This window comes from Denitrobacterium detoxificans (genome assembly GCF_001643775.1).
GTDB lineage: Bacteria > Actinomycetota > Coriobacteriia > Coriobacteriales > Eggerthellaceae > Denitrobacterium > Denitrobacterium detoxificans.
On record NZ_CP011402.1, the window covers coordinates 1,949,658 to 1,974,017 of the forward strand.

The 24,360-nt window shown below is 59.4% G+C and carries 22 protein-coding genes and 1 tRNA gene; 12 read left to right on the forward strand and 11 right to left on the reverse strand.

The window, feature by feature from the left end; all coding sequences use genetic code 11:
* Nucleotides 1–28: 28 nt before the first annotated feature.
* From AAY81_RS07955 to AAY81_RS07975, 5 genes are all read right to left on the reverse strand, one after another.
* Nucleotides 29–304: a TM2 domain-containing protein gene (locus AAY81_RS07955; protein WP_066663684.1), complete on the reverse strand. Its 276-nt coding sequence runs from the start codon at nucleotides 302–304 to the stop codon at nucleotides 29–31.
* Nucleotides 297–1,076 (reverse strand): TVP38/TMEM64 family protein, encoded by a 780-nt coding sequence (locus AAY81_RS07960; protein ID WP_066663685.1) that lies wholly within the window; start codon nucleotides 1,074–1,076, stop codon nucleotides 297–299. The genes AAY81_RS07955 and AAY81_RS07960 overlap by 8 nt, the downstream gene beginning before the upstream one ends.
* Before the next feature lie 15 nt (nucleotides 1,077–1,091).
* Nucleotides 1,092–1,928: a PRC-barrel domain protein gene (locus AAY81_RS07965; protein ID WP_066663686.1), complete on the reverse strand. Its 837-nt coding sequence runs from the start codon at nucleotides 1,926–1,928 to the stop codon at nucleotides 1,092–1,094.
* Nucleotides 1,929–1,995: 67 nt separating this feature from the next.
* Nucleotides 1,996–2,517: a YtxH domain-containing protein gene (locus AAY81_RS07970; protein ID WP_066663694.1), complete on the reverse strand. Its 522-nt coding sequence runs from the start codon at nucleotides 2,515–2,517 to the stop codon at nucleotides 1,996–1,998.
* A 166-nt stretch (nucleotides 2,518–2,683) separates the two neighbouring features.
* The gene (locus AAY81_RS07975) at nucleotides 2,684–3,085 is read right to left on the reverse strand and encodes a hypothetical protein (protein ID WP_066663696.1); all 402 of its coding nucleotides are present in this window, start codon (nucleotides 3,083–3,085) and stop codon (nucleotides 2,684–2,686) included.
* Nucleotides 3,086–3,394: 309 nt separating this feature from the next.
* On the opposite strand from AAY81_RS07975, the gene AAY81_RS07980 reads away from it, so the two are divergent.
* The gene (locus tag AAY81_RS07980; protein ID WP_205630825.1) at nucleotides 3,395–3,934 is read left to right on the forward strand and encodes a PH domain-containing protein; all 540 of its coding nucleotides are present in this window, start codon (nucleotides 3,395–3,397) and stop codon (nucleotides 3,932–3,934) included.
* Nucleotides 3,935–4,094: 160 nt separating this feature from the next.
* Here AAY81_RS07980 and AAY81_RS07985 read toward each other — a convergent pair whose 3' ends face one another.
* Nucleotides 4,095–5,060 (reverse strand): helix-turn-helix transcriptional regulator, encoded by a 966-nt coding sequence (locus tag AAY81_RS07985; RefSeq protein ID WP_066663699.1) that lies wholly within the window; start codon nucleotides 5,058–5,060, stop codon nucleotides 4,095–4,097.
* Nucleotides 5,061–5,421: 361 nt separating this feature from the next.
* Between AAY81_RS07985 and AAY81_RS10560 the strand changes: the two genes are divergently transcribed.
* The gene (locus AAY81_RS10560; protein ID WP_066663702.1) at nucleotides 5,422–5,880 is read left to right on the forward strand and encodes a zinc ribbon domain-containing protein; all 459 of its coding nucleotides are present in this window, start codon (nucleotides 5,422–5,424) and stop codon (nucleotides 5,878–5,880) included.
* A 78-nt stretch (nucleotides 5,881–5,958) separates the two neighbouring features.
* On the opposite strand, the gene AAY81_RS07995 is transcribed toward AAY81_RS10560, so the two are convergent.
* From AAY81_RS07995 to serS, 3 genes are read right to left on the reverse strand one after another with little or no spacing between them, the layout of a single operon-like run.
* On the reverse strand, nucleotides 5,959–6,447 hold the full coding sequence (locus AAY81_RS07995) for a cyanophycin synthetase family protein (RefSeq protein WP_082867932.1): 489 nt from the start codon (nucleotides 6,445–6,447) through the stop codon (nucleotides 5,959–5,961).
* A gap of 11 nt (nucleotides 6,448–6,458) precedes the next feature.
* Nucleotides 6,459–7,178, reverse strand: coding sequence for a hypothetical protein (locus tag AAY81_RS08000; protein ID WP_066663705.1), 720 nt, complete (start codon nucleotides 7,176–7,178; stop codon nucleotides 6,459–6,461).
* Nucleotides 7,165–8,448, reverse strand: coding sequence for a serine--tRNA ligase (gene serS / locus AAY81_RS08005; RefSeq protein ID WP_066663708.1), 1,284 nt, complete (start codon nucleotides 8,446–8,448; stop codon nucleotides 7,165–7,167). Before serS ends, AAY81_RS08000 begins: the two co-directional genes overlap by 14 nt.
* Nucleotides 8,449–8,595: 147 nt before the next feature.
* Here serS and AAY81_RS08010 point away from each other — a divergent pair, with 147 nt between their 5' ends.
* Together AAY81_RS08010 and AAY81_RS08015 are read left to right on the forward strand one after the other, a co-directional pair.
* Complete coding sequence (locus AAY81_RS08010; RefSeq protein WP_066663711.1) at nucleotides 8,596–8,790, forward strand: DUF6724 family protein; 195 nt, start codon at nucleotides 8,596–8,598, stop codon at nucleotides 8,788–8,790.
* A gap of 746 nt (nucleotides 8,791–9,536) precedes the next feature.
* Nucleotides 9,537–10,433, forward strand: a complete 897-nt coding sequence (locus AAY81_RS08015; protein ID WP_143117311.1) for a pyridoxamine kinase — start codon at nucleotides 9,537–9,539, stop codon at nucleotides 10,431–10,433.
* A 126-nt stretch (nucleotides 10,434–10,559) separates the two neighbouring features.
* On the opposite strand, the gene AAY81_RS08020 is transcribed toward AAY81_RS08015, so the two are convergent.
* A tRNA-Leu gene (locus AAY81_RS08020) sits at nucleotides 10,560–10,646 on the reverse strand.
* 223 nt (nucleotides 10,647–10,869) lie between these two features.
* Between AAY81_RS08020 and AAY81_RS08025 the strand changes: the two genes are divergently transcribed.
* From AAY81_RS08025 to pknB, 6 genes are all read left to right on the forward strand, one after another.
* Nucleotides 10,870–12,675: a serine/threonine-protein kinase gene (locus tag AAY81_RS08025; protein ID WP_066663714.1), complete on the forward strand. Its 1,806-nt coding sequence runs from the start codon at nucleotides 10,870–10,872 to the stop codon at nucleotides 12,673–12,675.
* 133 nt (nucleotides 12,676–12,808) lie between these two features.
* Nucleotides 12,809–13,993 carry an FhaA domain-containing protein gene (locus tag AAY81_RS08030; RefSeq protein WP_066663716.1) on the forward strand — a complete coding sequence of 395 codons (1,185 nt, stop codon included), beginning with the start codon at nucleotides 12,809–12,811 and terminating at the stop codon, nucleotides 13,991–13,993.
* 15 nt (nucleotides 13,994–14,008) lie between these two features.
* Nucleotides 14,009–14,422 carry an FHA domain-containing protein gene (locus AAY81_RS08035; RefSeq protein ID WP_066663719.1) on the forward strand — a complete coding sequence of 138 codons (414 nt, stop codon included), beginning with the start codon at nucleotides 14,009–14,011 and terminating at the stop codon, nucleotides 14,420–14,422.
* On the forward strand, nucleotides 14,422–15,660 hold the full coding sequence (locus AAY81_RS08040; RefSeq protein ID WP_066663722.1) for a Stp1/IreP family PP2C-type Ser/Thr phosphatase: 1,239 nt from the start codon (nucleotides 14,422–14,424) through the stop codon (nucleotides 15,658–15,660). The genes AAY81_RS08035 and AAY81_RS08040 overlap by 1 nt, the downstream gene beginning before the upstream one ends.
* Nucleotides 15,660–18,425 (forward strand): FtsW/RodA/SpoVE family cell cycle protein, encoded by a 2,766-nt coding sequence (locus AAY81_RS08045; protein WP_066663731.1) that lies wholly within the window; start codon nucleotides 15,660–15,662, stop codon nucleotides 18,423–18,425. Before AAY81_RS08040 ends, AAY81_RS08045 begins: the two co-directional genes overlap by 1 nt.
* A gap of 72 nt (nucleotides 18,426–18,497) precedes the next feature.
* Nucleotides 18,498–20,441, forward strand: coding sequence for a Stk1 family PASTA domain-containing Ser/Thr kinase (pknB, locus tag AAY81_RS08050; protein WP_066663737.1), 1,944 nt, complete (start codon nucleotides 18,498–18,500; stop codon nucleotides 20,439–20,441).
* Nucleotides 20,442–21,306: 865 nt separating this feature from the next.
* On the opposite strand, the gene AAY81_RS08055 is transcribed toward pknB, so the two are convergent.
* The gene (locus AAY81_RS08055) at nucleotides 21,307–22,215 is read right to left on the reverse strand and encodes a DMT family transporter (protein ID WP_066663740.1); all 909 of its coding nucleotides are present in this window, start codon (nucleotides 22,213–22,215) and stop codon (nucleotides 21,307–21,309) included.
* A gap of 217 nt (nucleotides 22,216–22,432) precedes the next feature.
* Between AAY81_RS08055 and AAY81_RS08060 the strand changes: the two genes are divergently transcribed.
* Nucleotides 22,433–23,314 carry a LysR family transcriptional regulator gene (locus AAY81_RS08060; RefSeq protein ID WP_066663742.1) on the forward strand — a complete coding sequence of 294 codons (882 nt, stop codon included), beginning with the start codon at nucleotides 22,433–22,435 and terminating at the stop codon, nucleotides 23,312–23,314.
* 156 nt (nucleotides 23,315–23,470) lie between these two features.
* Nucleotides 23,471–24,322, forward strand: a complete 852-nt coding sequence (gene modA / locus AAY81_RS08065) for a molybdate ABC transporter substrate-binding protein (RefSeq protein ID WP_066663744.1) — start codon at nucleotides 23,471–23,473, stop codon at nucleotides 24,320–24,322.
* The last annotated feature ends 38 nt before the right edge of the window (nucleotides 24,323–24,360 follow it).

The window sequence follows — 24,360 nt, forward strand, 5'->3', positions numbered from 1 at the left end:
CACGCGCAAACAAGAAGAGAAGGGGAATTTAGAACCATTCGCGACGATCGCGAACGTACAACATTTCAAAATCCTCGGGCGTGCGCGTAAGGTAGATAACGCCCTCGACAATGCCAATAACAGCCATGGCACCTGCGGAAATGCCGAAGCTCAAAATGCCAAGCACCAAAGACATGCCCATCATCATAAGGCCAGCGCCAAAATAGCCAAGGTAAAACTTATGCAAGCCAAGGGCCCCGAAGAACAGGGCAAGCAGCCCCGCTACGACGCGGCTTCGATGAGGCGCATACGTTTGCTCACTCATGCGAATCTCCCCCGCCTTTCCCATGCGTGCCCAGCGCCATAATGCGCTCGCGGAAGACAAAGCCAAGAACCGCAAGCACACCCACGATGACAAACACCGCAATGCCCATGGCGAAGTTGCCCTCGGCCAGGCCCGACGCGGCAAGGGTTGACATAACGACCCCCGGAATGCGCGCAAGCGTGGTAATGGCCAAATAGCGCCCCATGGGCATCTCGGTAAGGGGCACCAGATATGTAAAAACATCTTTCGGCAGACCAGGAATAAGGAACAGGATGATCACCATGATGTCGAGCTTGCCGCTTTTCTCGAACGCCCGAAAGCGCTCGAGATGCTTCGTGGGAACCATGTCCTCCACGAATGGCTGACCCAGTCGATGCACGATCAGGTAAATGATGAAGCTGGAGATAAAGCAGCCCACAAGGATGATAAGCGCGCCAAACCAAGGGCCATACAACATACCCGCAGCGATCTGCACGACTTCACCAGGAATAAACGCAACAATGACCTGCAGCAACTGCATGGCAAGCAGAATGCACACGCCAAACGCACCGGCATCCTGCACTTTGGCGATGACGCGCTCCACGCCACCCTCTTCAAAAAGCTCGCCAATGAACGGCCACACGGCCACAACTGCCGCAATAGAAACGACGAAAAACGCAATGAGCCCCAAAAGCTTGAACAGGTCGGCCTTGGGAACCACATGCCCAAAGACGTTTACGGCCTCCGCATTCCGCGTGCGTTCCTGCTTCTTCTGCCCCATCTGCTCACCCACGAAAACTCCTGCACACTATTTTCCCGACTTCGGCTGATCGTCACCCGAAACAGCCTTGTCGTACTCTTCCTTGAACGCCGAGAACATACCCTTGGCACGCGTGAGCTGGCGCCCCGTAAGATACGCGCCCTTGTTGACGGCCTCGCCCGTGGCCTTCGCCGCCTTCTTCATGCCTGGCTTAGCGGACTCGGCAACCTCGCGGATCTTCTCCTGCGCAATCGCGGCACTCGCGCCCGCTTTTTCCGCAAGGCCGCCCTCCGACTGAAGGCTGAAGATCTCGTCGGAAACCAGAATGGCGCCCGTTTGGGCGTCGTCGTCTTCCAACTGCTCGCCCACCTGCTGTTGCGTGGCAACCGCCACACCGCCAATGCCCAGGCGGAACCCCTTGATCATCTTCGAGGGAATAACCGTGCGACCCAGAAGCGCCGCGTCGAGCGAGCCCTTGTCGGGGCGAACAGCCACGATCTTGCCACTGGACTGCAGAAACTCGATGTCGCCCACCGTACCGCATTCCTTGCCACTTACCGTGAGGATGGGCATGTGCTCCCAGATGGTGCAACGATCCCAGTCGAGCCCCAGGCGCTTGATGGCCGGACGACCGCACGCATACTTGTCTTCGTCGTGAATGCGAATGCGCCCGTCTTCCATTTCGAAGCCGTCGAGCGCAACGAATTCGTCCTTACGGCGGAACATGAGCGCCAAATCGGGACGCTTTACCAGAAAGCCCACGCAACGCTTCTCGGACGGATGAAACACGAAGTAGCGCACCTTGCCAATGTGCTTGGTGCCACTCTTTCCGCCCACTACGCGCGTACCGGAAAGCGCCTTGGTACTGTACGTTCTTGCCGCCATGCGGACCCCCAAACAATCACAAAGCGGCACCCCCGTAGAGGTGCCGCCCAAAAAGAACCACTACATACTATTCTTCGGAAGCGCCTTCGGCAATTTCCTTCGGCTCTTCCGCAGCATCGGCAACCTCGGCCTCTGCCTGAATGGGCTCGGCAGGAGCCTCTGCCTCCTTCGCCTCTTCGGCGTTCTTGGCCACCTGCGCAGCAATGCGCGCACGCGCGGCATCGATCTTCTCACGCAGTTCGTCGTTACGCTCGGTGAAGACGGGCTTCACGTTGCCCGTGGCCGTACGCATGCGATCGGACACATCGTTGATGGCGCCCTGGGCGGCTTCCGAAGCCTGGCCGTATACCGTACGAGCACTCGCGCTGGCGCTATCGTATACTTCCTGGCCCTTGACCTTCATATTGGCATAGATCTGCTGGCCGCGAGACTGAGCTTCGGCTCCGAACTGCTGAGCGCTGCCCCAAGCATCGTTGGCTTTATCCGCAACCAACGCACGCGTTTCCACGCCCGTGCGAGGAGCGTACAGCAGCGCGAGCGCCGCACCGATGCCTGCACCTGCTACAAACCATCCGAATTTTCCACTCATTGCTGCCTCCTATTCACCGTGTTTACGGTTGCAGTGCCAATGTAGTGCCACGAGGGCTTTCAGCCATTATAGAATACTCTTCGCAGATGAGACGTGCGGTTTACAAGTCGTAATAATAGGAATTGACGGTCAAAAGCAGGAGGTTGGGGCATTGCGCCCCAACTGTCTACTCTTCCGACTTTTTGCTAGCCATGAACTGAATCACGAACGCAACGACGCACAAAACCGCTTCAAAGATGGTGCCCATCCAAAAATCGCCATACGCAATGAATACTGCCACGAAGTAGAGGATGCCCGCAAAGAGAGCGAGCAACGCAATGTCGCGCTTTGCCAAAGCGGCAATGTTCATAGCAAGGGCAACCGCCGACACAATCGCCCACGGCACAAGACGCGAAAACGCGTAATCGATACTGTATTGAGCGATAGACGACAACCCGCCCAATCCCGTTGCGCTCAGCGCCGTACTGGCGCCAGCACTGATATACACATAGTAGACTCCAAACCCTATCAAATTCAGAACCCCCAGAATCAACGAGATGATGAGAAGCGGCTTTACGGCGTTTTTCATAAGTCCCCCTTTGTTGTACGTGGTTTTCATACGCCAGCCCCAAGTTTCACCTTGCGAGACGCTAGTTTCATTAACTCGGAGTGTATAAATAGCAATTTCTGCGGCATGCAATGAGCAAAGCCCCCGGCGAGCCACATTGCACTCCCCGCGCAAAATAGCCTTTGCACCACAGATGCATCCGAAATGGCACAAGAGCACTAAACTTATAAGTAGCCCAATAACGGCCTGTCCGCTTTACGGTACAGTCCCCAAGCTACGAAATCGTATTCTTTGCTCAATGCCACACGAATACGTAGCAAAGGAGACACCATGGCATTGATGGACAGGGTGAAAGACGCCGCAAACTCAGCCGTGCAGCAAGCGCAGGGCGCAGTTCAGGAAGCAATGGAGCGCGACGAAAGCAGCGTTCGCAACCAAGGCGCGGGCGGTATCATGCAGGGCCTCATGGGGAATTACTCCTCTCTGTCCCCCGAAGACGCTACCAGGCAATACGGTATGTATCTCATGCCTGGAGAATCCTTCGTCAGCTGCTTTGCACTCCTTCGCGACAAGATGATGTTCACCAACAAGAGAATTATCTTTATCGACCACAAGGGCATGACGGGTACCAAGGTACGCGTTGATTCCATCAACCTGAATAGCGTCATCGACGTGCGCCTGGAAACTGGCGGCGCGGGTTTCGATCATGCCGAACTGTCGTTCAGCTACTTCACCAGTCCGTATTACAAAGCCTACAATCCCACCACCGATTCGAAGGTGCTTGAATTTCCCAAGGGATTCAACGTGCAACCTCTGTACTGCATGCTCGAAGAGCTCGCGTACGGCAACGTGGAGCGCTTGAACGCATAGCTCGCGCCTCTGCCCACACAGTCTTCCACGACCCTTCCTTTCTCTTGGCGCATAATTCCGTGGAAGACGCGACAGCTAGCGTCACCCCCGTAAAAAAAGAACCGCGCTTCCCGTGGGCTGAGCGCGGTTCCTCGTTTTTGACGCGCATGCGATTTGGCAGCTACTTGGCCTCGGGATTCCTCATGGCTACCGACACGATGGCGCACAGAATACCGCCAATCGGCCACACTACCCAGAAGTACGAGCAGACGGTAGTGAGAGTCGCATTGCCCATGTCAGAAGCGGCCATGGAACCAAAGAGCATCAGCAGGCCGAGCGCCGTTGCGACCAGCATGATGATTCCACAGGCACGCGAAATACGCGGGTCGTTGTACTCGTTCTTCTCGTCCTCGCGCTCGCGATTGTAGTTCTCAACGTCCATCAGGCCATGAATGATGCCACCGTGAACAATGAGCCATACGCCTACTGCAATAAAGGCGAGCATTACCGCACCACCAGACTCGCGCAGAAGATCGTTCGAGGAGACATCCGCAACCGCAGCAGTGGCCACCCCCAGCACGATGAGCACGATGCCAATCGTAATGGAGCGAGCGAAACTACGCTGCTCGGCAGCTTTCTGCTTCTCGGTATAGAAGTCCTCCACGAAGGGGTGGGACTTGGCGAACGACGAATGAGCCATGCCCGCCGGCAAGATAAACGCCAAGCCTAGGGCAACGCACAGCAAGAACGCCGCCGGGGAGGCAGCCTCCGACACGCTGCCCAGTGCCAGCGCGTCAAACAGGGCAGCCAGGGCAAAGCCGACAATGATAATGGCGACGCCCGTCGCGACTTTCAGGGCGAACGAACGCATGTGGACATCGTAGCCGCACACATCATCTACGGGCGTACCCTCGGGAATGACCTCCCGCGCGTCGACCTCACGCTGCGTGAGATCGCCAGAGACCAGCTCATCGAGCGTGCAATCAAACAAGTCGGCCATGCGCATGAGCTTATCGACATCGGGCGTCGACTGGCCGGATTCCCATTTCGCCACCGACTGGCGGGAAACGCCCAGCAGCATGGCAAGCTGTTCCTGCGTCATGTTGCGCTGCTGACGGAGGTGCAACAGGTTGTCCCTAAACTTCATTTCTAACTCCTTAGCGGTTTTGCGTTGTCGTTCGTTGCGCGCACCGAGAATAATGCGGCTGCAAACGGCAAAAGGCCATACACCCTGCTTGGCAAACTGCCAAAAGCTGGCAACCAGCAGTTGCATTGCCTGGTCAAGGGCATATTATGCCGAAACATATTCATTCTTGCCATCCCAAGGGAAAAGATCGAAAAGGGCAATCATCTACCCGTGCGCAACCGCCCGGTGCACCATACAAGCCCTTGAAAAGAAGCAGTACGCCCTTCGCAACCATCTACGTTCGCGAGTTGCATTTTCCCAGGTTGTGATACCCTATCTGCTTGCGCGACAAAAGCGCATCATCGAAGCAAGGAGTGTAACTATGTTTTGTCCGAATTGCGGTAAGCAACTTGCCGAAGGCAGCTCGACCTGCGATTCCTGCGGTACGACCGTACCCAACCAGGAAAGCGCCCAGCAGGCAAACGCCACCTACGAGGCACCGCAGCAGCCCAACTACCAGCCTGCAGCCAACCAGAAGGTCTACGCCCAGACCACCGGCACCTCGCGCGCCCTGGCCATGAGCGTCTACTGGGGCCTGCTTCCCCTCATCTTCGCCGCATGTGTGGCCGACAAGGACACCGACCCCTTCATCAAGCACCATCTGAACCAGGCGCTCGTCATCTTCATCGGTTCGATTATTGCGGCCTTCCTGTCCATCATCCTCATTGGCGGCATCCTCGCCATCTTCCTGCTCGTTGTTGGCATCATGGGCACCGTTCAGGCCTACCATGGCGAGCTCACGGAACTGCCCCTCGTGGGAAAGATCAAGCTCCTGAAGTAACAGGACCTTCCATAGCAACGAAAAGAGCCACCAGCACAAAGCCGGTGGCTCTTTTTACGCTCTATCTGAACAAATGCGCTACGCACCCACAATGAGGTTATTGATGAAATTCGCAGCATCGCGGAACGCGGCAAACGACTCAATGTCGCTGAGCATGGATACCTGCACGCGCGCAACGCCACGCTCTTCGTCGAGCCATTCGGTCACGCCCGCGTATACGTAGTCGGAACGCTCCGTTCGCTGCGTAAGCAGGTCGATCGTGACATGCTCCAGCAAATGGGGCAAAGGAGTATGCTCGATGGCGCTTGCGAAGGTATCGCCATTCTCATTCACACAGGAATGATGCGCCAAGCTGGGCATCTTTTCCAACGCGCGATGCGCCATACCCGGCGTGGTGTAACGCAGTGCAGGGCTTACGCGCACGCGACACACCATGCGATCGGAACGCACGGTAATATGGTCGATGACAAGCGGCAAACCCGCCACGGAGTGCTTTCCACGCGGGGCGTTATCTGCCTGTTTGCCTTCCTGCTCCTGCATGGGAGCCTGAGACATCGTTTCTTCCATGGGTCCTCTTTCTAGTTCACGCGGGTAAGCACCGTCGTGCCCGCCCCTGGCGTTTCCGTCAATGCGGTGTCGCTGGCAACGCCCAGGATAACCATCCAGTCCGTCGTTCCGCCATCTTCGATGACCAGCTGCTGCCGGTCGGGGCTGAAATGATAGGCGGCCTGCCCCTGCGCGTTAGCGTACGTAAAGGATATCGTTTTCGCCTGCGTGTCAATGGTATACGCATACGATACGGTATCGGTAAGCCGCATCTGGCTGCCATCGATAATGAGCGCGGCACCCTCCTGGGAAATCCATTCGCCTTGGATATCGGCGGCATCGTCGTAGCGGTACCAGATATCCCAGACGCAATATGCCACCGTAGCGCCCACGGCTAGCACCACCGCCAGCACAAGAGCGAGCACGATCTTCATGCGCTTCGATACTTTGGATGCCCGCTTGGGCGTGGCATTCTTGGACGCTTGCTGAGGCTTCGCCTCTGCCGCCGCCTGCGCCTTTTGCTCGCGCGCCTCGTGCTGCGAGCGCATCTGCGCGACACGCTCGCGAGCATTCACCGTTGCACGACGCGCCTGCTGCTTGGCATCTTCGCCCACGGACTTGCGAACGCTGGGCCTAGCATGCGCACGCGCAGAAGTCTCCTCCTGCGCGCTTGCCTGAACCTTCTTCTCTTTGGCCTCGCTCGCCTTCGAACGCTTGCGGGGCGTGGGCTTCTTGGAATTACTCCGGCTCAATGACCGTAACCCCGCCCATGTAGGGCACGAGCACCTCGGGCACGGTAATGGTGCCGTCGGCGTTCTGATAGTTTTCCATGATGGCAGCCATGGTGCGGCCAACGGCCAGACCCGAGCCATTCAGCGTGTTCACATAGCGCGTGCCCTTGAAGTTCTCGGGGTCGCGATACTTGATGTGCGCACGACGTGCCTGGAAATCGCCACAGCAGCTGCAGGAGCTGATTTCCTTGTAGTCGTTATAGCTCGGCAGCCACACTTCCAGGTCGTACGTCTTGGCGGCAGAGAAGCCCAGGTCGCCCGTGCACAGCGTGATGACGCGATACGGCAGGCCCAGCTGCTGCAGAATGTATTCCGCCTCTTCCGTAAGGCTTTCCAGCTCGTCATAAGCCTCTTCAGGCTTGGCGAACTTCACCATTTCGACCTTATCGAACTGATGCAGGCGAATGAGGCCACGCGTGTCGCGACCCGCGCTGCCGGCTTCCTCGCGGAAGCAGTTCGTGAACGCGGTGTAGCGCAGCGGGAGGTCGGAAGCTTCCAACACTTCGCCGGCGTGGATGTTCGTAAGCGGCACCTCGGCCGTGGGGATGAGATACAGGCTCTCGTCCTTGGTCTTGAACAGGTCCTCTTCGAACTTGGGGAGCTGACCGGTACCCGTCATGGTCTCACGGTTCACCAGGCTGGGGCACCACCATTCCTTGAAGCCACGGCTCGCATGCGTGTTGGCCATGAAGTTGATGAGCGCGCGCTCCAGGCGAGCGCCCATGCCGCCCAGCAGCACGAAGCGGCTACCGGAAAGCTTCGTGGCACGCTCGAAGTCGATCATGCCCAGGTCGGTGCCAAGATCCCAATGAGCCTTGTATTCGAAGTCGAACTCACGCGGGGTGCCCCAGCGGCGCACCTCGGGGTTCTCCGTTTCGTCCTTGCCCACGGGAGTGGACTCGTGCGGAATGTTCGGAACGCTCATGAGCAGCGTATGCATGGCCTCTTCGGCCTCGCGATGGGCAACGGCAAGCTCGTCGAGCTTCTCGTTGATTGCGCGAACCTTGGCCTTGGCCTCTTCGGCCTCGTCCTTCTTGCCCTGCCCCATGAGAGCGCCAATACTCTTCGACATGGCGTTGCGCTCGGCCTGCAGGGCCTCTTCTTCGGTGATGACAGCGCGACGCTTTTCGTCAAGCTCACTGAAACGTGAAGAATCCCAGGGGAAGTTGCGGTTCTTCATCGCGGTTGCGACAAGTTCTGGGTTTTCTCTTACGAAACGTGCGTCGAGCATGATGCCTCCTGCTAGAGCTGATAGTTCTACACGCCCGCGGTTGTTGTGTTTTGCGGCAGAGCACCGCGAAATCCGCTGGGCTAATGCGATGGAATAGTATACTCTATTCAGCAACTATCCTTTGAAACTACAACGTAAGAGGCATGCATGGATTTCGAGGCTGTATATCATTTTCTGTTCGAATCGTACGCTGGCTTGGGCGTACTGTTCGCCGCAACCATCGTCATCTGCCTCATTGCGTGCGTCATCATGGAACGCCGTACGCGCCAGATTTACAAGAATCACGAAAAGTCGGAAGACGACTGGAGCTTCTTCGACGACGATGATGACGACGAGGAATAATCCTCCCAACGCACATTGCTGGAACTTTTGGGGCGTCCGACGGGCGCCCCTTTCTTGTTGGTGCGGGTTGCAGGTCGCCGCAGGCCCGCCCGCGTATCCCCCTTTGGGGCACCCGCTCCGCTGCTCGCGGCTCCGCGAGGTTGCTTCCCGGACGGGAACGCTCGGCTGCGCCTCCGTTCCCGCCGGCAGGAATCGACGGAGCCGCTCGTGCGCTCGCTGGTTCATGCTTTTACTTCGCGCTGTTCGATATGGCCGCGGAATTGCGTGAAGCTTCGCTTCCCGCTCTCCGCGGCCATATCGAACATAGCGCGTATTTGGAATGCTTTCACAGTGCCCCGAAGGGGGATGCGCGGGTGGGCCAAAGTCGGGAGGTTTGACCCACATCAAGCTGAGAGGTTCACCGCATGCCCTGAAATCCAGGCTGGGCGTTGAGCGGATTATAGGCTCCTTTTAAACCAGGGGACCAGTTGAGCAGAGTGCAAATGACCTGCTTGCATGGCGGAATTGCAACATACAGAAGCATAGAGACAATTGCTGTCCGATGCATCCAGTAATAACATGAACCAGCGAGCGCACGAGCGTCGGCTTCGGCCCGTGCGGGGCCGAAGCCACGCGAGCAGCGGAGCGGGTGCTCCGAAGGGGAAGCGCGAACGGGCCCACCGCGCTACAGCCAAATAAAGTCATTTACGTAAATAACCGCAACCGAAGCCACTTTGGCATTGATTGCAACGTACCCTAGTCGTAGAATGTGCCGAAATCATACCAAACTGGAAGGAATTACCTTGAACAAGCCGCTCTATCAGCGCGAAGGCGCCTACATTCCTCGCATCGCCGCCATTCACGATCTGTGCGGATACGGCAAATGCTCGCTCGGCGTGGCAATCCCCGTTCTCTCGGCAGCGGGCTGCGACGTATGCCCCGTCCCCACGGGCCTGTTCAGCAGCCACACGGCCTTCCCCGGATGGTATATGCACGACACCACCGAAATCATGGAAGACTACCTGAACGCTTGGAAGGGCATCGGCGTGGATATCGACGCCGTGTACTCGGGCTTTTTGGGTGCACCCGAACAGGTAGACCGCATTCGCGACGTCTACGAGACGTACCCGAACGCCATTCGCGTGGTAGACCCCGTTATGGCCGATCATGGCAAGGTGTACCCCACCTACACGCCGGAACTATGCCAGGCCATGAGCGATCTGGCCGCAAGCGCCGACATCCTCACGCCCAACCTCACCGAAGCCGCCATTATCCTGGGCATCGAATGGCCTGGTGCCGACATCTCTGAAGATACCGTCCACAGCATGATTGACGGCCTGTTGGAAAAAGGCGCCAAGAATGTCGTGCTGAAGGGCATCGACCACGGTGACGGCAAGATTCACAACTACGTGCAGGGCGAATCGGTCGACTTCACCGTCACCGAAAACGAACTGCTCCCCTACATGCTGCACGGCACGGGCGACCTATTCGCTTCCAGCCTGATGGCCGCCGTTATGGCCGGCCGTGACGTTGCGGAGGCCACGCGCTTCGCCAGCGACTTCGTGGTACGCGCCATGAAGGTTACCAGCCACCAGCCCGATTTCCAGAACCGCGGCGTGAGCTTCGAGCCGCTGCTGGGCGAAATCGCCAACTTGCTGCAGTAGCCCAATAGCGCAGAGCAAACAACGGGGCGCGGGACTTCGGTTTCGTGCCCCTTTTGCGTGAACAGAGGACGAAGCCGCGTTCACGCAGAAAAACAAAAACGGCGACCCGTAGGCCGCCGATCATTTTGGTGCGGGTGAAAGGACTTGAACCTTCATGGGGTTGCCCCCATACGGACCTGAACCGTACGCGTCTGCCAATTCCGCCACACCCGCATGGTGCTTCGTTCGCTTGCCGCGAACAGGCAGGAAAGAATACTAGCGTACGCCGTCGCCCTTGGCAAGCGCTAAAAACAAGTTATTATGGCCTGGTACACATTTTTCGCACGATTCGCCGCCAACACAGCGTTTATCGGGCGAAATCGTGGACCACATCACGAAGAAAAGCCCGCATGCCTTGGCATGCACCACTAAAACGCACCGCAAACGAAGGAACCACGTGGCCGAAGGCGAACTCATACTCAACCGATACAAACCCCTGGGCGAAGCTGGCCGCGGCGGGTTCGGTACCGTACAAGTCGCTTTCGATACGCGCATCAAGCGCCGCGTTGCCGTAAAGAGCATGCAGATCGACGAGCGCATCCTGGCAGCCACGGAAAACGGCGATGCCTCTTCCCTGCTCGATCCAGATGGATCGCCCATCTCCGCCAGCGACATTCCCGGACTCGACGAAGCCCGCACCGCAGCCATGCTGCAAGACCCCAACATCGTGGGCATCATCGACTTCGAAGCCGAAAACGGCACCGCCTACCTCATTATGGAGTACGTAGACGGCATCACGCTCACGCGTCTTCTTGACGAGTTCCCGCAAGACCTCACGCCCGACGTCATGGCGGCCATCTTCCAAGACGTTTCTCACGCGCTGCAGACGGCCCACGAAAACCAGGTGCTTCACCTGGATATCAAGCCCGACAACGTGCTCATCAACCATCAGGGACAAGTAAAGGTAGCCGACTTCGGCCTTGCGAAGCTTTCCGACGCGGAGGGATTCTCGAAAGCAGGCGGTGGCACCATTGGCTACATGCCGCTCGAGCAAATGCGGCTGGAGCCCCTCGACGAGCGTTGCGACGAATGGGCGCTTGCCGCGCTCACGTACGAGATGATCGCAGGCGAGAACCCCTTCTTTGCCCCCGACTTGAAACGCGCGCAGACGGCCATCGAGGAAGCGGAGCTGGTACTCCCGTCGCTCTGCCTCGACGGACTGTCGCCTGAAGCGGACGACGTACTCTTCTACGCACTCGATCCCGATCGTAACGAACGCTACGACTCCGTAGAGGAGTTTGCCGAGGAGTTCCTTCCCCACCTGGGTTCGCCCCGCGCGGGCCACAAGCAGCTCGCAAGCATCGTGGATGCCGCTTGCGAAGATACAGGCGAAGCGAAGCAACCCGCCACGCCCAGCCTGCCCCTTGGCGAGCGCCTACAGGAACGCACGCGCCGCATCGTATATCGCGCCTGGTCGGGCATGGGGTCTGGACTTCTCGGCTTTGCTGCATGCGCCAATATGCCAGCCGTCAACGGTATGAACTCCCCGCTTTTCTGGGGTCTCGTCGCACTCACCATCGCCCTGGGGGCCGCATTGCCCAGCGTGGGCATAGCCGTTGCCGCCATCATCTTCGGCTGCGCGCTCATCGCGGGCAACGCCACAGGGGCAGGCATGCTCCTCGTGGGCATCTCCATCGCCTGGTGGGCCGTTAGCGGGCATGCTCGCTTGGGCGAGCCCCGCGAAGAGGGCGAACGCTCCCACATCCTGGAAGCAGGCGCTTCCGCAGCATGCGTACCCGCGGGCGGCGCGGTGGGCTGCGGCCCGCTCGCTCCCCTGGTATGCGGATTGAACCTGCGCGTCCGCGATGCCCTTGTCACGACGATTTTCTGCTTTGCTTGCGCCCTCTTCCTTGGCGCGCTGGGAAGCTCGAGCCTGGCATTCTGGAACCCCGTTGCGTTCTGGATGGGAATCGACGGCGGCTACTCAGGAAGGCTTGGGCTCATGCTCTCCAACCCCGCCACCTGGATTATCGGCGCAACCTGGCTTACAGCGGCGCTCACCGCCTCGGGGTTCTCGCTGCGCGGGACGCGCGCCTGGTACATGACGGGCACCATCATCGCCGGCCTCATTCTCATTGCAGGCACCTGCCTGGCAGCATGGATGGCAAATGGGCAACCATCGGTAGCGCCCATGCTCACCGACGCCCTGGGCCTGGCAGCGGCATGCACCATCGCGCTCTTCGCCGCCTGGATCAAGGAATAAAACGTACGCCCGCCTGATTACAAGGCGGGTACGCCCGTGTAAGTTGCATTGAAAATGCCCCGCTGATACCCTTTTGTGGCAATATAGACTCCGTATACTAAGTACCCAGTAACGAAGCATACAAGGAGCACTCATGGGCATATTCTCGCGATTCGAAGGCCATGTGGAAGACGGCCTGGAAGGCGCCGCGAACAAGATGTTCGACGCCCCGATCTCTCCTGTTCAGATAGCGAAAAAGGCTGAAAAGGCAATGCGCCGCGAAAAGATGGTCGGCGCGGGCCGCCAATACGCCCCCACGCTGTACACCATCCTGGTGAACCCCGACGACGACCAGCGCCTGTTCGGGTACTACCCCACGCTGGCAGGCGAAACCGAAACGTACCTGGCCGCCAAGGCCAACGAGAACGGCCTGGTCATGGACGGACAGCCGCTCGTGCGCTTCATCGTTGACGAAGAGCTGCGCCACGGCAAGTTCGACGTCATCGCCGAAATGGTCTCGGCGCCCATCATCTCGCAGCTTCGCCAAGAGGAAATGGCGCGTTACGGTCTGGCAGGTGGCCCCCAGATGGGTGGCTTTGCACCGCAGCAGGCATACGCTCCCCAGCGCGGGCCGCAAATGGGCTACGACGCCCCCTACCAGCAGCAGCAAGCATACGCTCCCGCTGGTGGCGGCTATACGGCAGAGCCATCCATGGCGCAGCCTCCGCACAAGGAACCGCTTCCCTACGTGCCGGAAGAGGAAATCGACCGTTCCATCGACTACGGCGAGTACACCTTCAATAGCCAGGATTTCGAAAACTACGAGGAAAACGGCGCAGCCTACACGCCTTCCGCCCAGGGCCGCGAAGGATACGGGCGTCGCACCTCCCAGCCGCTCGACCCCGCATACGCAGGAGGCTTCCCCGAGGAAGACCAGTTCGCAGGCTTTGGAGCTCCGGCACGCCCCACGCCCGCTCCCGCACCTGCGCGTCCGCAGCCCATGCAGGCTCCCGCAACGCGCACGTTCAACGATGCCTCGCCCGCAGCGGCGGTCTACCCCGCACGCTTGGTGAACACGGCAACCGGCCGCACCTATGCGCTCACCGTATCGCGCATGGTCATGGGTCGCAGCAGCGGCTGCGGCATCGTAGTCGACGACATCAACGCTAGCCGCAGCCACGCGGAATTCACCTGCGATGGCAACGGCGTATGGACCATCACCGACCTTGGCAGTACCAACGGCACCTACGTGAACGGCCAGCGCATCACCTCGCAGCCGCTCTACGAAGGCGACCGCATTTCCCTGGGCATGACCGACCTCATGTTCACGCAGAACTAAACGAAGGGATCATCTTTGATCAACGTAACTCTGCTCGTCGGGCGCCTTCTTTTCGTGGCGCTCCTGTATCTGTTCCTGTTCGCCATCATGAAAACGGGCATTGGCCTGGTACGCGGACAGCGTAAGAAGGAAAAGTCCTGGACAATCGCCGTCGAACGCGGTCCAAAAGAACTGCGCGGCGTGCAAATCGCCGTACACGGCCCGGTTATCGTGGGCCGCAACCCCGGAGCCGACATCGTCATTGGCGCAGGGTACGTTTCCGGGCGCCACGCGCGCTTCACCCTCATGGGCCAGAACCTGTTCGTGGAAGACCTGGGCAGCACCAACGGCACCACGGTTAACGGGCACCGCATCTTCGAGCCCACCGCCCTGCGCGACAAAGACACGGTCACCATCGGCGACGTGGTAATGAGGGCGAGGTTCGCATAATGGCGGCCGCACGCACTCAGGCGCAGGTACGACGCGCCCCTTCCGCGAAATTCGGCAGCCGCACCGATATCGGCTGCGTTCGCGAGCACAACGAAGACAGCCTTATCGTGGCCCCACCCCTCTACGCTGTGGCCGATGGCATGGGCGGCCACGCCGCAGGCGAAGTGGCAAGCGAAATTGCCGTTCGCACGCTGGCCAGGCAAGCCCCCAGCGAAGCCGACACGGAAGCGCTGGGCAATGCCGTAATCACCGCCAACTACGCCGTCATCAACGCAGCCCAGGAAAAGGGCCGTTCAGGCATGGGCACCACTATGACCGCCGCCGTGCTACGCGGAGAACGCCTGGCCATCGCCCAAGTGGGCGACAGCCGCGCATACCTGCTCCACCAGGGGCAGATGCAACAGCTCACGCGCGACCACAGCCTTATGGCCGACATGATCGAAGCTGGCGAGATCACCCCCGAGGAAGCCCGCGTCCACCCCAAGCGCTCCATCATCACGCGCGCATTGGGCAGCGACCCCTCCATGCAGCCCGACTTGTACGAGCTCGACGTCTGCACGGGCGACCGCCTGCTGCTATGCTCCGACGGCCTTACGGGCATGCTGGAAGATAGCGAAATCGAGACCATTCTCATGCGCACGCGCGACCCGCAACGGTGCGCCAGCATCTTGGTGAACGAAGCCATCGCCGCAGGCGGGCAAGACAACGTCACCGTCGTGGTCGTCGATGTGGAGGGCAACGAAGAGCAGCGCGTGAAGAAGACGCGCCGCCGCGGACGCGCTTGGGCGATCGTCATCATTCTTGCCATCATTGCTACCGTGCTGGGCATTTGCTACGGCGCGTACCACTACAGCCAAACCTGCGCCTACCTGGCTTCCCAGGACGGCAAGGTCGCAGTCTACCAAGGCGTGCCCGATTCCGTATTGGGCGTTTCCCTGTCGCATCTCGACCACGTGACCAGCGTGGAAGTAAGCGACCTGGAACCCGGCGTTGCCAATCGCCTTTCCGAAGGCGTCATACGCGTCGACAACCTCGACAAGGCAAATCAGCTGGTCGATACCTACGAGGAATACATCGAGGAATCGAAGGCGGCATCTGCCTCCGCAAGCACCTCGAACGAGTCTTCCGAAAACGCAGAGGGCTCCTCGAGCGAATCCGCTGAGAGCAATGAGGAAACCGAAGAGGCAACCAACTCGGCAACCTCGAGCGCATCGAGCTCGCAAGAAGGTGTTGCCTAATGACGCGCCGCAACACCGAACTCCTGCTGCTGCTCATCGCAGCGCCCATCGTCATTCTGCTCTACGCCATGATCGTCATGAACGAGGGGCAAACGCTCAGCGTGGAAACACTTGGAGTTCCCCTGGGCATTTTCGGTTCCTTCGCCGTGGCTCATCTAGCCGTACGCAAATGGGCTCCCGCAGCTGACCCAGCCATCCTGCCCATTGCGTTCGCGCTTTCGGGCATTGGCATCGCATTCATTACGCGCCTGGCGCCCGACATGGCAATTCGCCAGGTCATGTGGCTGTTCCTGGGCATCGTGTGCATGATTGGCGTGCTCGTGTTCATGAAGAACATCGACCGAACGGCCAACTACAAGTACACCCTCATGATCTTCGGCATCCTGCTGCTGCTCTCGCCCATGCTGCCGGGCATCGGCACCGAAATCTCGGGTAGCCGTATTTGGCTCTCCGTGGGCTCGTTCAGCTTCCAGCCTGGTGAAATCGCGAAGATCCTCATCGTCTTGTTCCTTGCGGGCTACCTTGCCGCGAACCGCGAAATGCTCTCCGTCTTCACGATGCGCCTGGGGCCGCTGCGTCTGCCCGACATCCGCACGCTGCTGCCCATGCTTTTGGTATGGGGCCTGGCGCTCATCGTCGTCATCTTCGAGAAGGACCTGGGTAGCGCTCTGGTCGTATTCTTCGTATTCCTCACCATGCTCTACGTCACGACGGGCAAGCGCGTCTACATTGCCGTGGCCATCATCCTGCTGGCCATCGGCGGCGTATTCGCGTACAGCGCGTTTTCCCACGTGCAAATCCGCGTGAGCACGTGGCTCGACCCCTTCGCCGATGCGCAGGGCACGGGCTACCAGCTCTGCCAGGCCATCTACTCCATGGCCGACGGCGGCATCTTCGGCGTGGGCATCGGCAACGGTCTGTGCGACAAGATCCCCGTCGTGGAAAGCGACTACATCTTCGCCGCCATCTGCGAGGAAGCGGGCCTTCTGGGCGCTGCTGGCGTGCTACTGCTGTTCGTCGCGTTCGCCGTGCGCGGCATCGTAACCGCCGCCCGCGCCAAGAGCGACGTAAGCTCCTTCATCGCCACGGGCCTCACCGCCTCCATTGTGCTGCAAGCATTCATCATCGTAGGCGGCGTCACGCGCCTCATTCCGCTTACGGGCCTCACGCTCCCCTTCATCAGCCAGGGCGGCTCTTCGCTGCTGGCGAGCTTCATCGCCGTAGGCATGCTCCTGAAATGCGGCGACGAGGCCACGGGCGTAGGCCGCGAAATGACCGGCGCCATCGGCGGTTCCGCCCACGCGCAAATGGGCGTGCTGGGCCGCGTGGCCTTGGGCAAGCGCCTCACGGGCCTCATGATTGTCATCTGCCTCATGTTCGCCGTGCTGGTAGCAAACCTCACGCTGCTCATGGTGGTCAACGCCGACTACTATCAGAACCTCTCCACGAACAACCACACCACCGCCAAGGAAGCCACGCGCGAACGTGGCACCATTTCCACGAGCGATGGCGTGGTGCTGGCGCAAAGCATTCAGAACGAAGATGGCACGTACACGCGCATTTACCCCGCAGGCGTTTTGGCTTCGCATGTGGTGGGCTACTCGAGCACGAAGTACGGCACAAGCGGCATCGAAAATGCCTGCAATGACACGCTTTCCGGCAGCACCGACTTTGCCACCTGGACCGACGTCATCAACAACTACGCCGGCATCTCCACGAGCGGCAATGACGTGAAGCTCACCATCAATTCCGAGATTCAGCAGGCTGCGCAAGACGCGCTCGACGGCTATTCGGGCGCCTGCGTCGTACTCGACCCCGAAACGGGCGCCGTGCTGGCACTGGCCTCCTCGCCCACCTACGACGCCGCGGAATTCGAGAGCCTGCTTTCCAACAGCACCGATTCGTCTTCCAGCGACGCGCTTTACAACCGCGCCACCCAGGCGCTATACGCCCCCGGCTCCACGTTCAAGATGCTCACGCTGGCCACGGCCCTGCAAAACGGCATTGCCAGCGAAGACACCGTGTACGACGCCCCGGGCAGCATGGACATTGGCAATGCGCCCGTTACCAACTTCGACGACACCAGCTACGGCGAGATCACCCTCGCCCGCGCTACCGAAGTTTCCAGCAACACCGTATTTGGCCAGGTGGGCGTGCAGATTGGCCCCGAACTGCTGGTGCGTAGCGCCGAACAGTACGGATTCAACAACACCACCGCCTTCGAGCTTCCGCTTTCGATGTCGCTCATGCCCGACCCCAGCGAAATGACCACGTGGGAAACCGCATGGGCCGCAGTTGGGCAGCCCGTAGGCGAACACGAGAGCGCCGCCGGCCCGCAGGCAACCGTCCTGCAGATGGCCATGGTAGGCGCAGCCATCGCCAACGGCGGCACCATCATGCAGCCGTACCTGGTAGATAGCGTGTACAACGCCGAAGGCGAAAAGGCGAGCGAGACCTCGCCCACCGTATATGCCAACGTCATGTCCACCAGCACCGCCGATCGCGTGCTCGAAGTGCTGCAGGGCGTTGTGGAAAGCGGAACCGGCAAGGGCGCCGCTATCTCGGGCGTGAACATCGCAGGCAAGACGGGCACGGCCCAGACCGACAAGGAACTCGACAACAGCTGGTTTGTTGGCATGGGCCCCACCGAGGATTGCAAAGTCGTCATCGCCATTGTTCTCGAAGAAAACGATGGCTCTACGAATGCCGCTACGCGAGCAAATAATGTGTTAAGCACCGCTTTGAAAGTACAAGGAGCACTGTAAATGGAGTATGCTAGCGTTAAGGTAATATCTCGCTAGCATGTGCCCAAAAGGAGTTTATACGTGAACGGAAACATGGTAGGCAGAGTCTTCAATAACCGCTATCAGCTCACCGACCGCATTGGCATCGGTGGCATGGCGGAAGTATACCGCGCGCAAGACCGCGTACTCGGTCGCGTCGTTGCGGTGAAGGTCATGCTCCCCCAATACGCCGCCGACGCCGATTTCACGCAGCGTTTCCGCCAGGAAGCTGCATCGGCAGCCAACCTGCAGAGTCCCTACATCGTAAATGTGTACGACTGGGGCCACGACGGCGATACGTACTTCATCGTCATGGAATACGTACGCGGAAGCGACCTGAAGACGGCCATCACGCAGCGCGGCGCCATTAGCCAGCGCAAGGTCGCGGAAATCGGCTCCCAGGTGTGCCAGGCTCTTTCCGTGGCGCATAACCAGGACATCATTCATCGCGACGTGAAGCCGCAGAACATCATGGTCCAGCCCGACGGCAACGTGAAGGTCATGGACTTCGGCATTGCACGCGCGAAGAACTCCATGAAGCAGCAGACGTCCGCCGTACTGGGCACTGCGCATTACATTTCGCCTGAACAGGCGCAGGGTAAAGACCTCACTCCCGCAAGTGACATCTACTCGCTCGGCGTGGTCATGTACGAGGCCGTTACGGGCAAGCTGCCCTTCGATGGCCCCGACAGCGTAAGCGTGGCCATGAAGCAGGTGAGCGAATACCCCGTTCCGCCGAGCGAAATCAACCCCGAGGTCGACCCCGGTCTGGAGCAGATCATCATGCGCGCCCTGGAAAAGGATCCGCTGGCGCGTTTCGCCACGGTAAGCGACATGAAGCATGCGCTGAACGATTACCTCGCCGGTCGCCCGGTGAACATGGCCGACGCAACGCATGTCATGGCAGGCGCATTCGTACCGCCCATGGCCGACGGTACGCAGGTCATGCCTGCCGTCGACGGCGCTACGGGCGCCCCCACCCAGGCGGCGCGCACCATGAAGGCCGTCGACGAAGAGGCCCTGCGCAAGAAGAAGCGCAATCGCAACATCGTGGTAGCCTTGCTGCTCATTGTTGTCGTTGCGGCCATTGCCGCAGCCGTGTTCCTCATTACCAGCAACAAGGAGGGCACGGTTCCCGACGTAACGGGCCAGAGCGCGCAGGCAGCTGCTGTAACGCTGAAGGCATCCGGCTACGAAGTGGGCACCACCACCGAGGTGTACAGCGATACCGTTGCCGCAGGTAACGTGGTCTCCACCGACCCCTCGGCTGGCACAAAGGCCGCCGAAGGCACCACGGTGAACCTGAACGTTTCCAAGGGCAAGGAGCAAATCGAAGTTCCCGACCTTTCTGGCATGACGGCCGACCAGGCGAAAGCCGCGCTTAGCAAGCTGGGGCTCACCGCCAAGGAAGGCACCTCCGAATACTCCGACAGCGCCGCCGAAGGCACGGTAGCCCGCCAGGACGTTACCGCCGGCACGAAGGTAGACGCGGGCACCACCGTTACGTACTACCTGTCCAAGGGCTCTCAGAACGTTTCCGTACCCGATCTTTCCGGCATGACGGAATCCGAAGCCAAGGAAGCACTCGAGGCTGTTGGCCTAACGGGCACCGCAGGTGATTCCCAGTATTCCACCTCGGTAGCCAAGGGCTGCATCATCTCGCAGAATCCCTCGAAGAGCACGAAGGTCGAAAAGGGCACCAAGGTCACCTACGTGGTATCGCTGGGACAGCAGTCCGTTCCCGACGTCATTGGCCTCACCCAGTCGGAAGCGCTTTCCGAGCTGAGCGACTTTGACGTACATGTGGTCGATCAGTCCAGCAGCAGCGTTGCCAAGGGCGTCGTCATCGACCAGAAGAAGAACTCCGATGGGTCCATCTCCATCTACGTCAGCACGGGCCCCGCAAGCTCTTCCAGCTCCTCTTCGAGCAGCTCTGGCTCGTCGAGTGACTCCAGTAGCTCTAACTCTTCCAGTTCGAGCTCATCGAGTTCCAACTAACGCTTACGCGTGATTGCTTTAGGGCCAGCTCTTTGGGGTTGGCCCTTTTCGTATCTATTCGCTCCCGGGCGGACAGGCGGCGTCCCTCCCCGAGGCACCCGCTCCGCTGCTCACGTGGTTTCGGCCCCGCACGGGCCGAAACCTACGCTCGTGCGCTCGCTGGTTCATGCATTTAACTGGTTGCTTGGCTAAGCCAAGCAACTTCGTTATTTGCTTTCACAGTGCCTCGGGGAGGGACGCCGCCTGTCCGCTAGCGCGGATTCGGGTGGGGCCACCACGATTGGCTATCCCCTCAACATCACACGAAACGCTAGTCGCAACTCAAAGAGTCTTGTTGGAACGCGTATGTCCACACGAGGCAGTACACACTCGTTAGCCAACCAACCCCTCGAGAGCGCTACGAATCCCGCGGAGCCCGCGCTGCCGAAGCTGAGAAGGTTTAAACCTTTAAACCCAATTGGCTACAACAGAGGATGGCCAGCAGCGCAAATAAGAGCCGCAACAAAGAAAAGATTTACAAAGGGCCGCACTCATCGTGGTCGGGCAGCCTACATGGTCGCGCCTTGCTTCAAGCCAGCTCGTTGCGAATGAGGTAGTCGCTGGCGCTACAACCCTAAATGGGTAAGGTCGACCGGCATATGCCCGCAGGGGCACTGTGAAAGCAAACAAATGCGCTGCAAATGGGCCTTCCGAAGGCGGAGCGGAAACGCAGTTTCCGAAACGCCAAGGAAGACCCAGGCAGCGCAAGTAAAAACATGAACCAGCGAGCGCACGAGCGTAGGGCAAGGCCCGTGCGGGGCCTTGCCCACGCGAGCAGCGGAGCGGGTGCCCCGAAGGGCATATGCCGGTCGGCCGCGGGACCAGACTAGACTTCAGCAGCAGAAAGCTGCCCCTGTTCAGCAGCGGGCTTGGATTCGAGGCGCGAAGCCACAACGGTGGAGGCCACGATGAGGGCGGCACCGGCGACCCCGAGGCCAGTAAGCACCTCCCCCAGCGCCACGGCACTGATAGCTGCAGTAAAGACGGGCTCGGCGCACAAGATAACGGACACAGTAGCGGAAGGCACGTGGGCCAAAGCGAAGTTCTGCAGGAAGAACGCCAGGCAGGTTCCGAACAAACCCAGGAAGGCGATGGAGGCCCAGCTGGCAACAGGCACCGCGGAGAAGACGGGCATCGGCTCGAATGCGATTGCGGCACCCAGGGCAGCAACGAACGTAACGCCTATCTGGGCCGTGGAAAGCGCAATGGGATCAACCTCGCCCAAACCGCGCTCGCCGAACACCAAGGAGGCAGCGAACGTGGCCGAGCTGAACAGACCGAACAACTCGCCCCATCCGAACTGGAGCGCACCGCCATTGCAGCACAGCAGATACAAACCCGCTATGACCATGCCCTGCAGAAACACCGTACTCTTGCCGAATTTGCTCCCCGTCACGAGAAGGGACAACACGGGCGTGAACAACATGGGCAGAGCAATGAAGAAGCCGGCATTCGTAGCGCTCGTAAGGTTGACGGCCAGGCTGCACGCAAGATAGCTCACGGCCATGAAGGCACTCGAAGGCAGCCAGGCGCCTAGGCGGACGCCGCGTAGCAGGGGCACAACTTTGCGCCCGAACACGAGCATGAACACGGCAAACGCAATGCCAAAGCGCAAGGCGGCACACCACAGGGGAGAGATACCCTCGTAGGCGATCTTCATGACGACGTTACCCATCCCATAGATGGCCGTCTGCATGACAACGAGCCCGATAAATATCCACCTCTTGTTGAACACCGCTTTGCCTTCCTGCGCGCACGAACCTAAGCAGGGGCTACCCCGCTTGCCGCATATGCAACTGATGTTTGGCTCGTGCAACGCGCTATGCGCTGACTTACTACGCTCATACTATCGCGCTTGCATAAAAAAGTATATCGAGAGTATTCTAAGCATATACAAGAGAGTCTTATATACCTCTTGACGTGCTCGTTTATCAATATGAAGTGGGCAAACAATGAACCAGAAGTATGAAGCGTTTGTAAAAGCAGCCGAAACAGGCAGCTTCAAAGCGGCAGCGGAAGAGCTGGGCTACACCCAGGCCGGCATTAGCTACATCATCAATGCCCTCGAAAACGAAATGGGGACATCGCTGTTCATTCGCGACCATGCCGGCGCACGCCTTACGCCCGACGGACGGGCACTCCTCCCCTGGGTTCAAGACGTCTGCAACGCCGAACGCGCCCTCCAAACGCGCCTCGACGACGTACGCCACGTAGAAGGCGGTACGGTACGCATCTCGGCCTTCGCCAGCATCGCAATCCACTGGCTTCCCCACATCATCCGTGAGTTCCAGCAAGACCACCCCAACGTAGAATTCGACATCGCGGTATACGAGGAGCAAGACGCGCAGGAGGCAACTCTCTGGCACGGCGAATACGACTGCGGCTTTTTGGTGCTGCCCACGTCGAAGCACTTCTTCACTATCCCCCTTGCGCAAGACCCCATGTACTTCGTGGTGGCAAAGGACCATCCGCTGGCCAGCGCCGACTTCTTCCCCACCGAGGCCATGGAAAGCGAACCGTACATCAAGGTTCGCAATGACACGCACACGGAAATGGATGCGCTCTTCGAAAACCACAACGTGAAACCGCACGTGAAAATGGAGATCGACAACGACTATGCAGTTATGGCCATGGTGAACCAGGGGCTGGGCTATGGGCTATTCCCCCAGCTGCTCCTGCGCGATATGCCGTACGACCTAGCCATGCTCGAGCCGGAAATCCCCATGCACCGCCAGGTTGCCATCGCGGTACGTAGTTACGAAAAAGCATCCATCGCCGCAAAGGCATTCATTGAATGCACGCGTAACTGGATAGGCTCACAGCAGTCCAAATAGGGCAGCATGCAGGCATAATTCTCCGCACCCAAGAACGGGCATGCATTCATCAATTTCGTACTGATTTTATCCTCATATTGGTATATATTTATCCGTGTTTAACCTCGTATCGGAATAATCTCATACGAGCATATTAGAACAATGGGAGAGGCACACATGGAAGAACCGTTTGCAAACCAGTACACACGTCGTGACATACTCAAGTACTCGGGCGTCGCCGCCCTCACGCTCGCCGTAGGCGGCATATTCGTTGGCTGCGCCAAGCAGTCCACGCAAACCGAAACGGCAAGCGCCAACAGGGACAACGCTGCAACTACCGCATCGCTCGCGGGAAGCTCATTGAACATCTACTGCGGCGCCGGCATGACCGACCCGTTCCAGGAAATCGCCGATGCATTCAAGGCCGAAACGGGCTGCGAGATGAACATCACCTTCGCGAATGCCGCGCAGATCCAAACGCAGATTACCACCACGCAAGAGGGCGACTACTTCATCGCTGGCTCCGCCGACGAACTGAAGCCCGTGGCGGATTACGTAGAGACCAGCACCGACCTGGTAAAGCATATCCCCGTCATCGCCGTGCCAACCGCAAACCCGAAGGGCATTACCGCACTGGGCGACCTGGCGAACTGCGACACGCTGCTCATTGGCGACCCCGATTCCACGCCCATCGGCAAGATCGCCAAGAAGGCACTTACCGACGCCGGTATCTGGGATACCCTTCAGGGGAAGAACGCCATCACCACCACCACGACCGCTCCCCAAATCGCCACGGCACTGGCGTCGGGCGAAGGCGACGCAGGCATCGTATGGAAGGAAAACGTAAAGGCCGACGGCGCCTCCATCCTGGAAACGAGCGATATGGACGCTTACGTAAAGACCGTCCCCGCCGCACGCCTTACCAGCGTTGCCAACAAGGACGCAGCCGACGCATTCGACGCATTCCTGCAGACCAGCACGGCCAACGACATTTGGCAGAAGTACGGCTACGAACTGGCCGGCAAATAGCACCTCCCCTTTGGCCGGGGCGTCCACTCGCGCCCCGG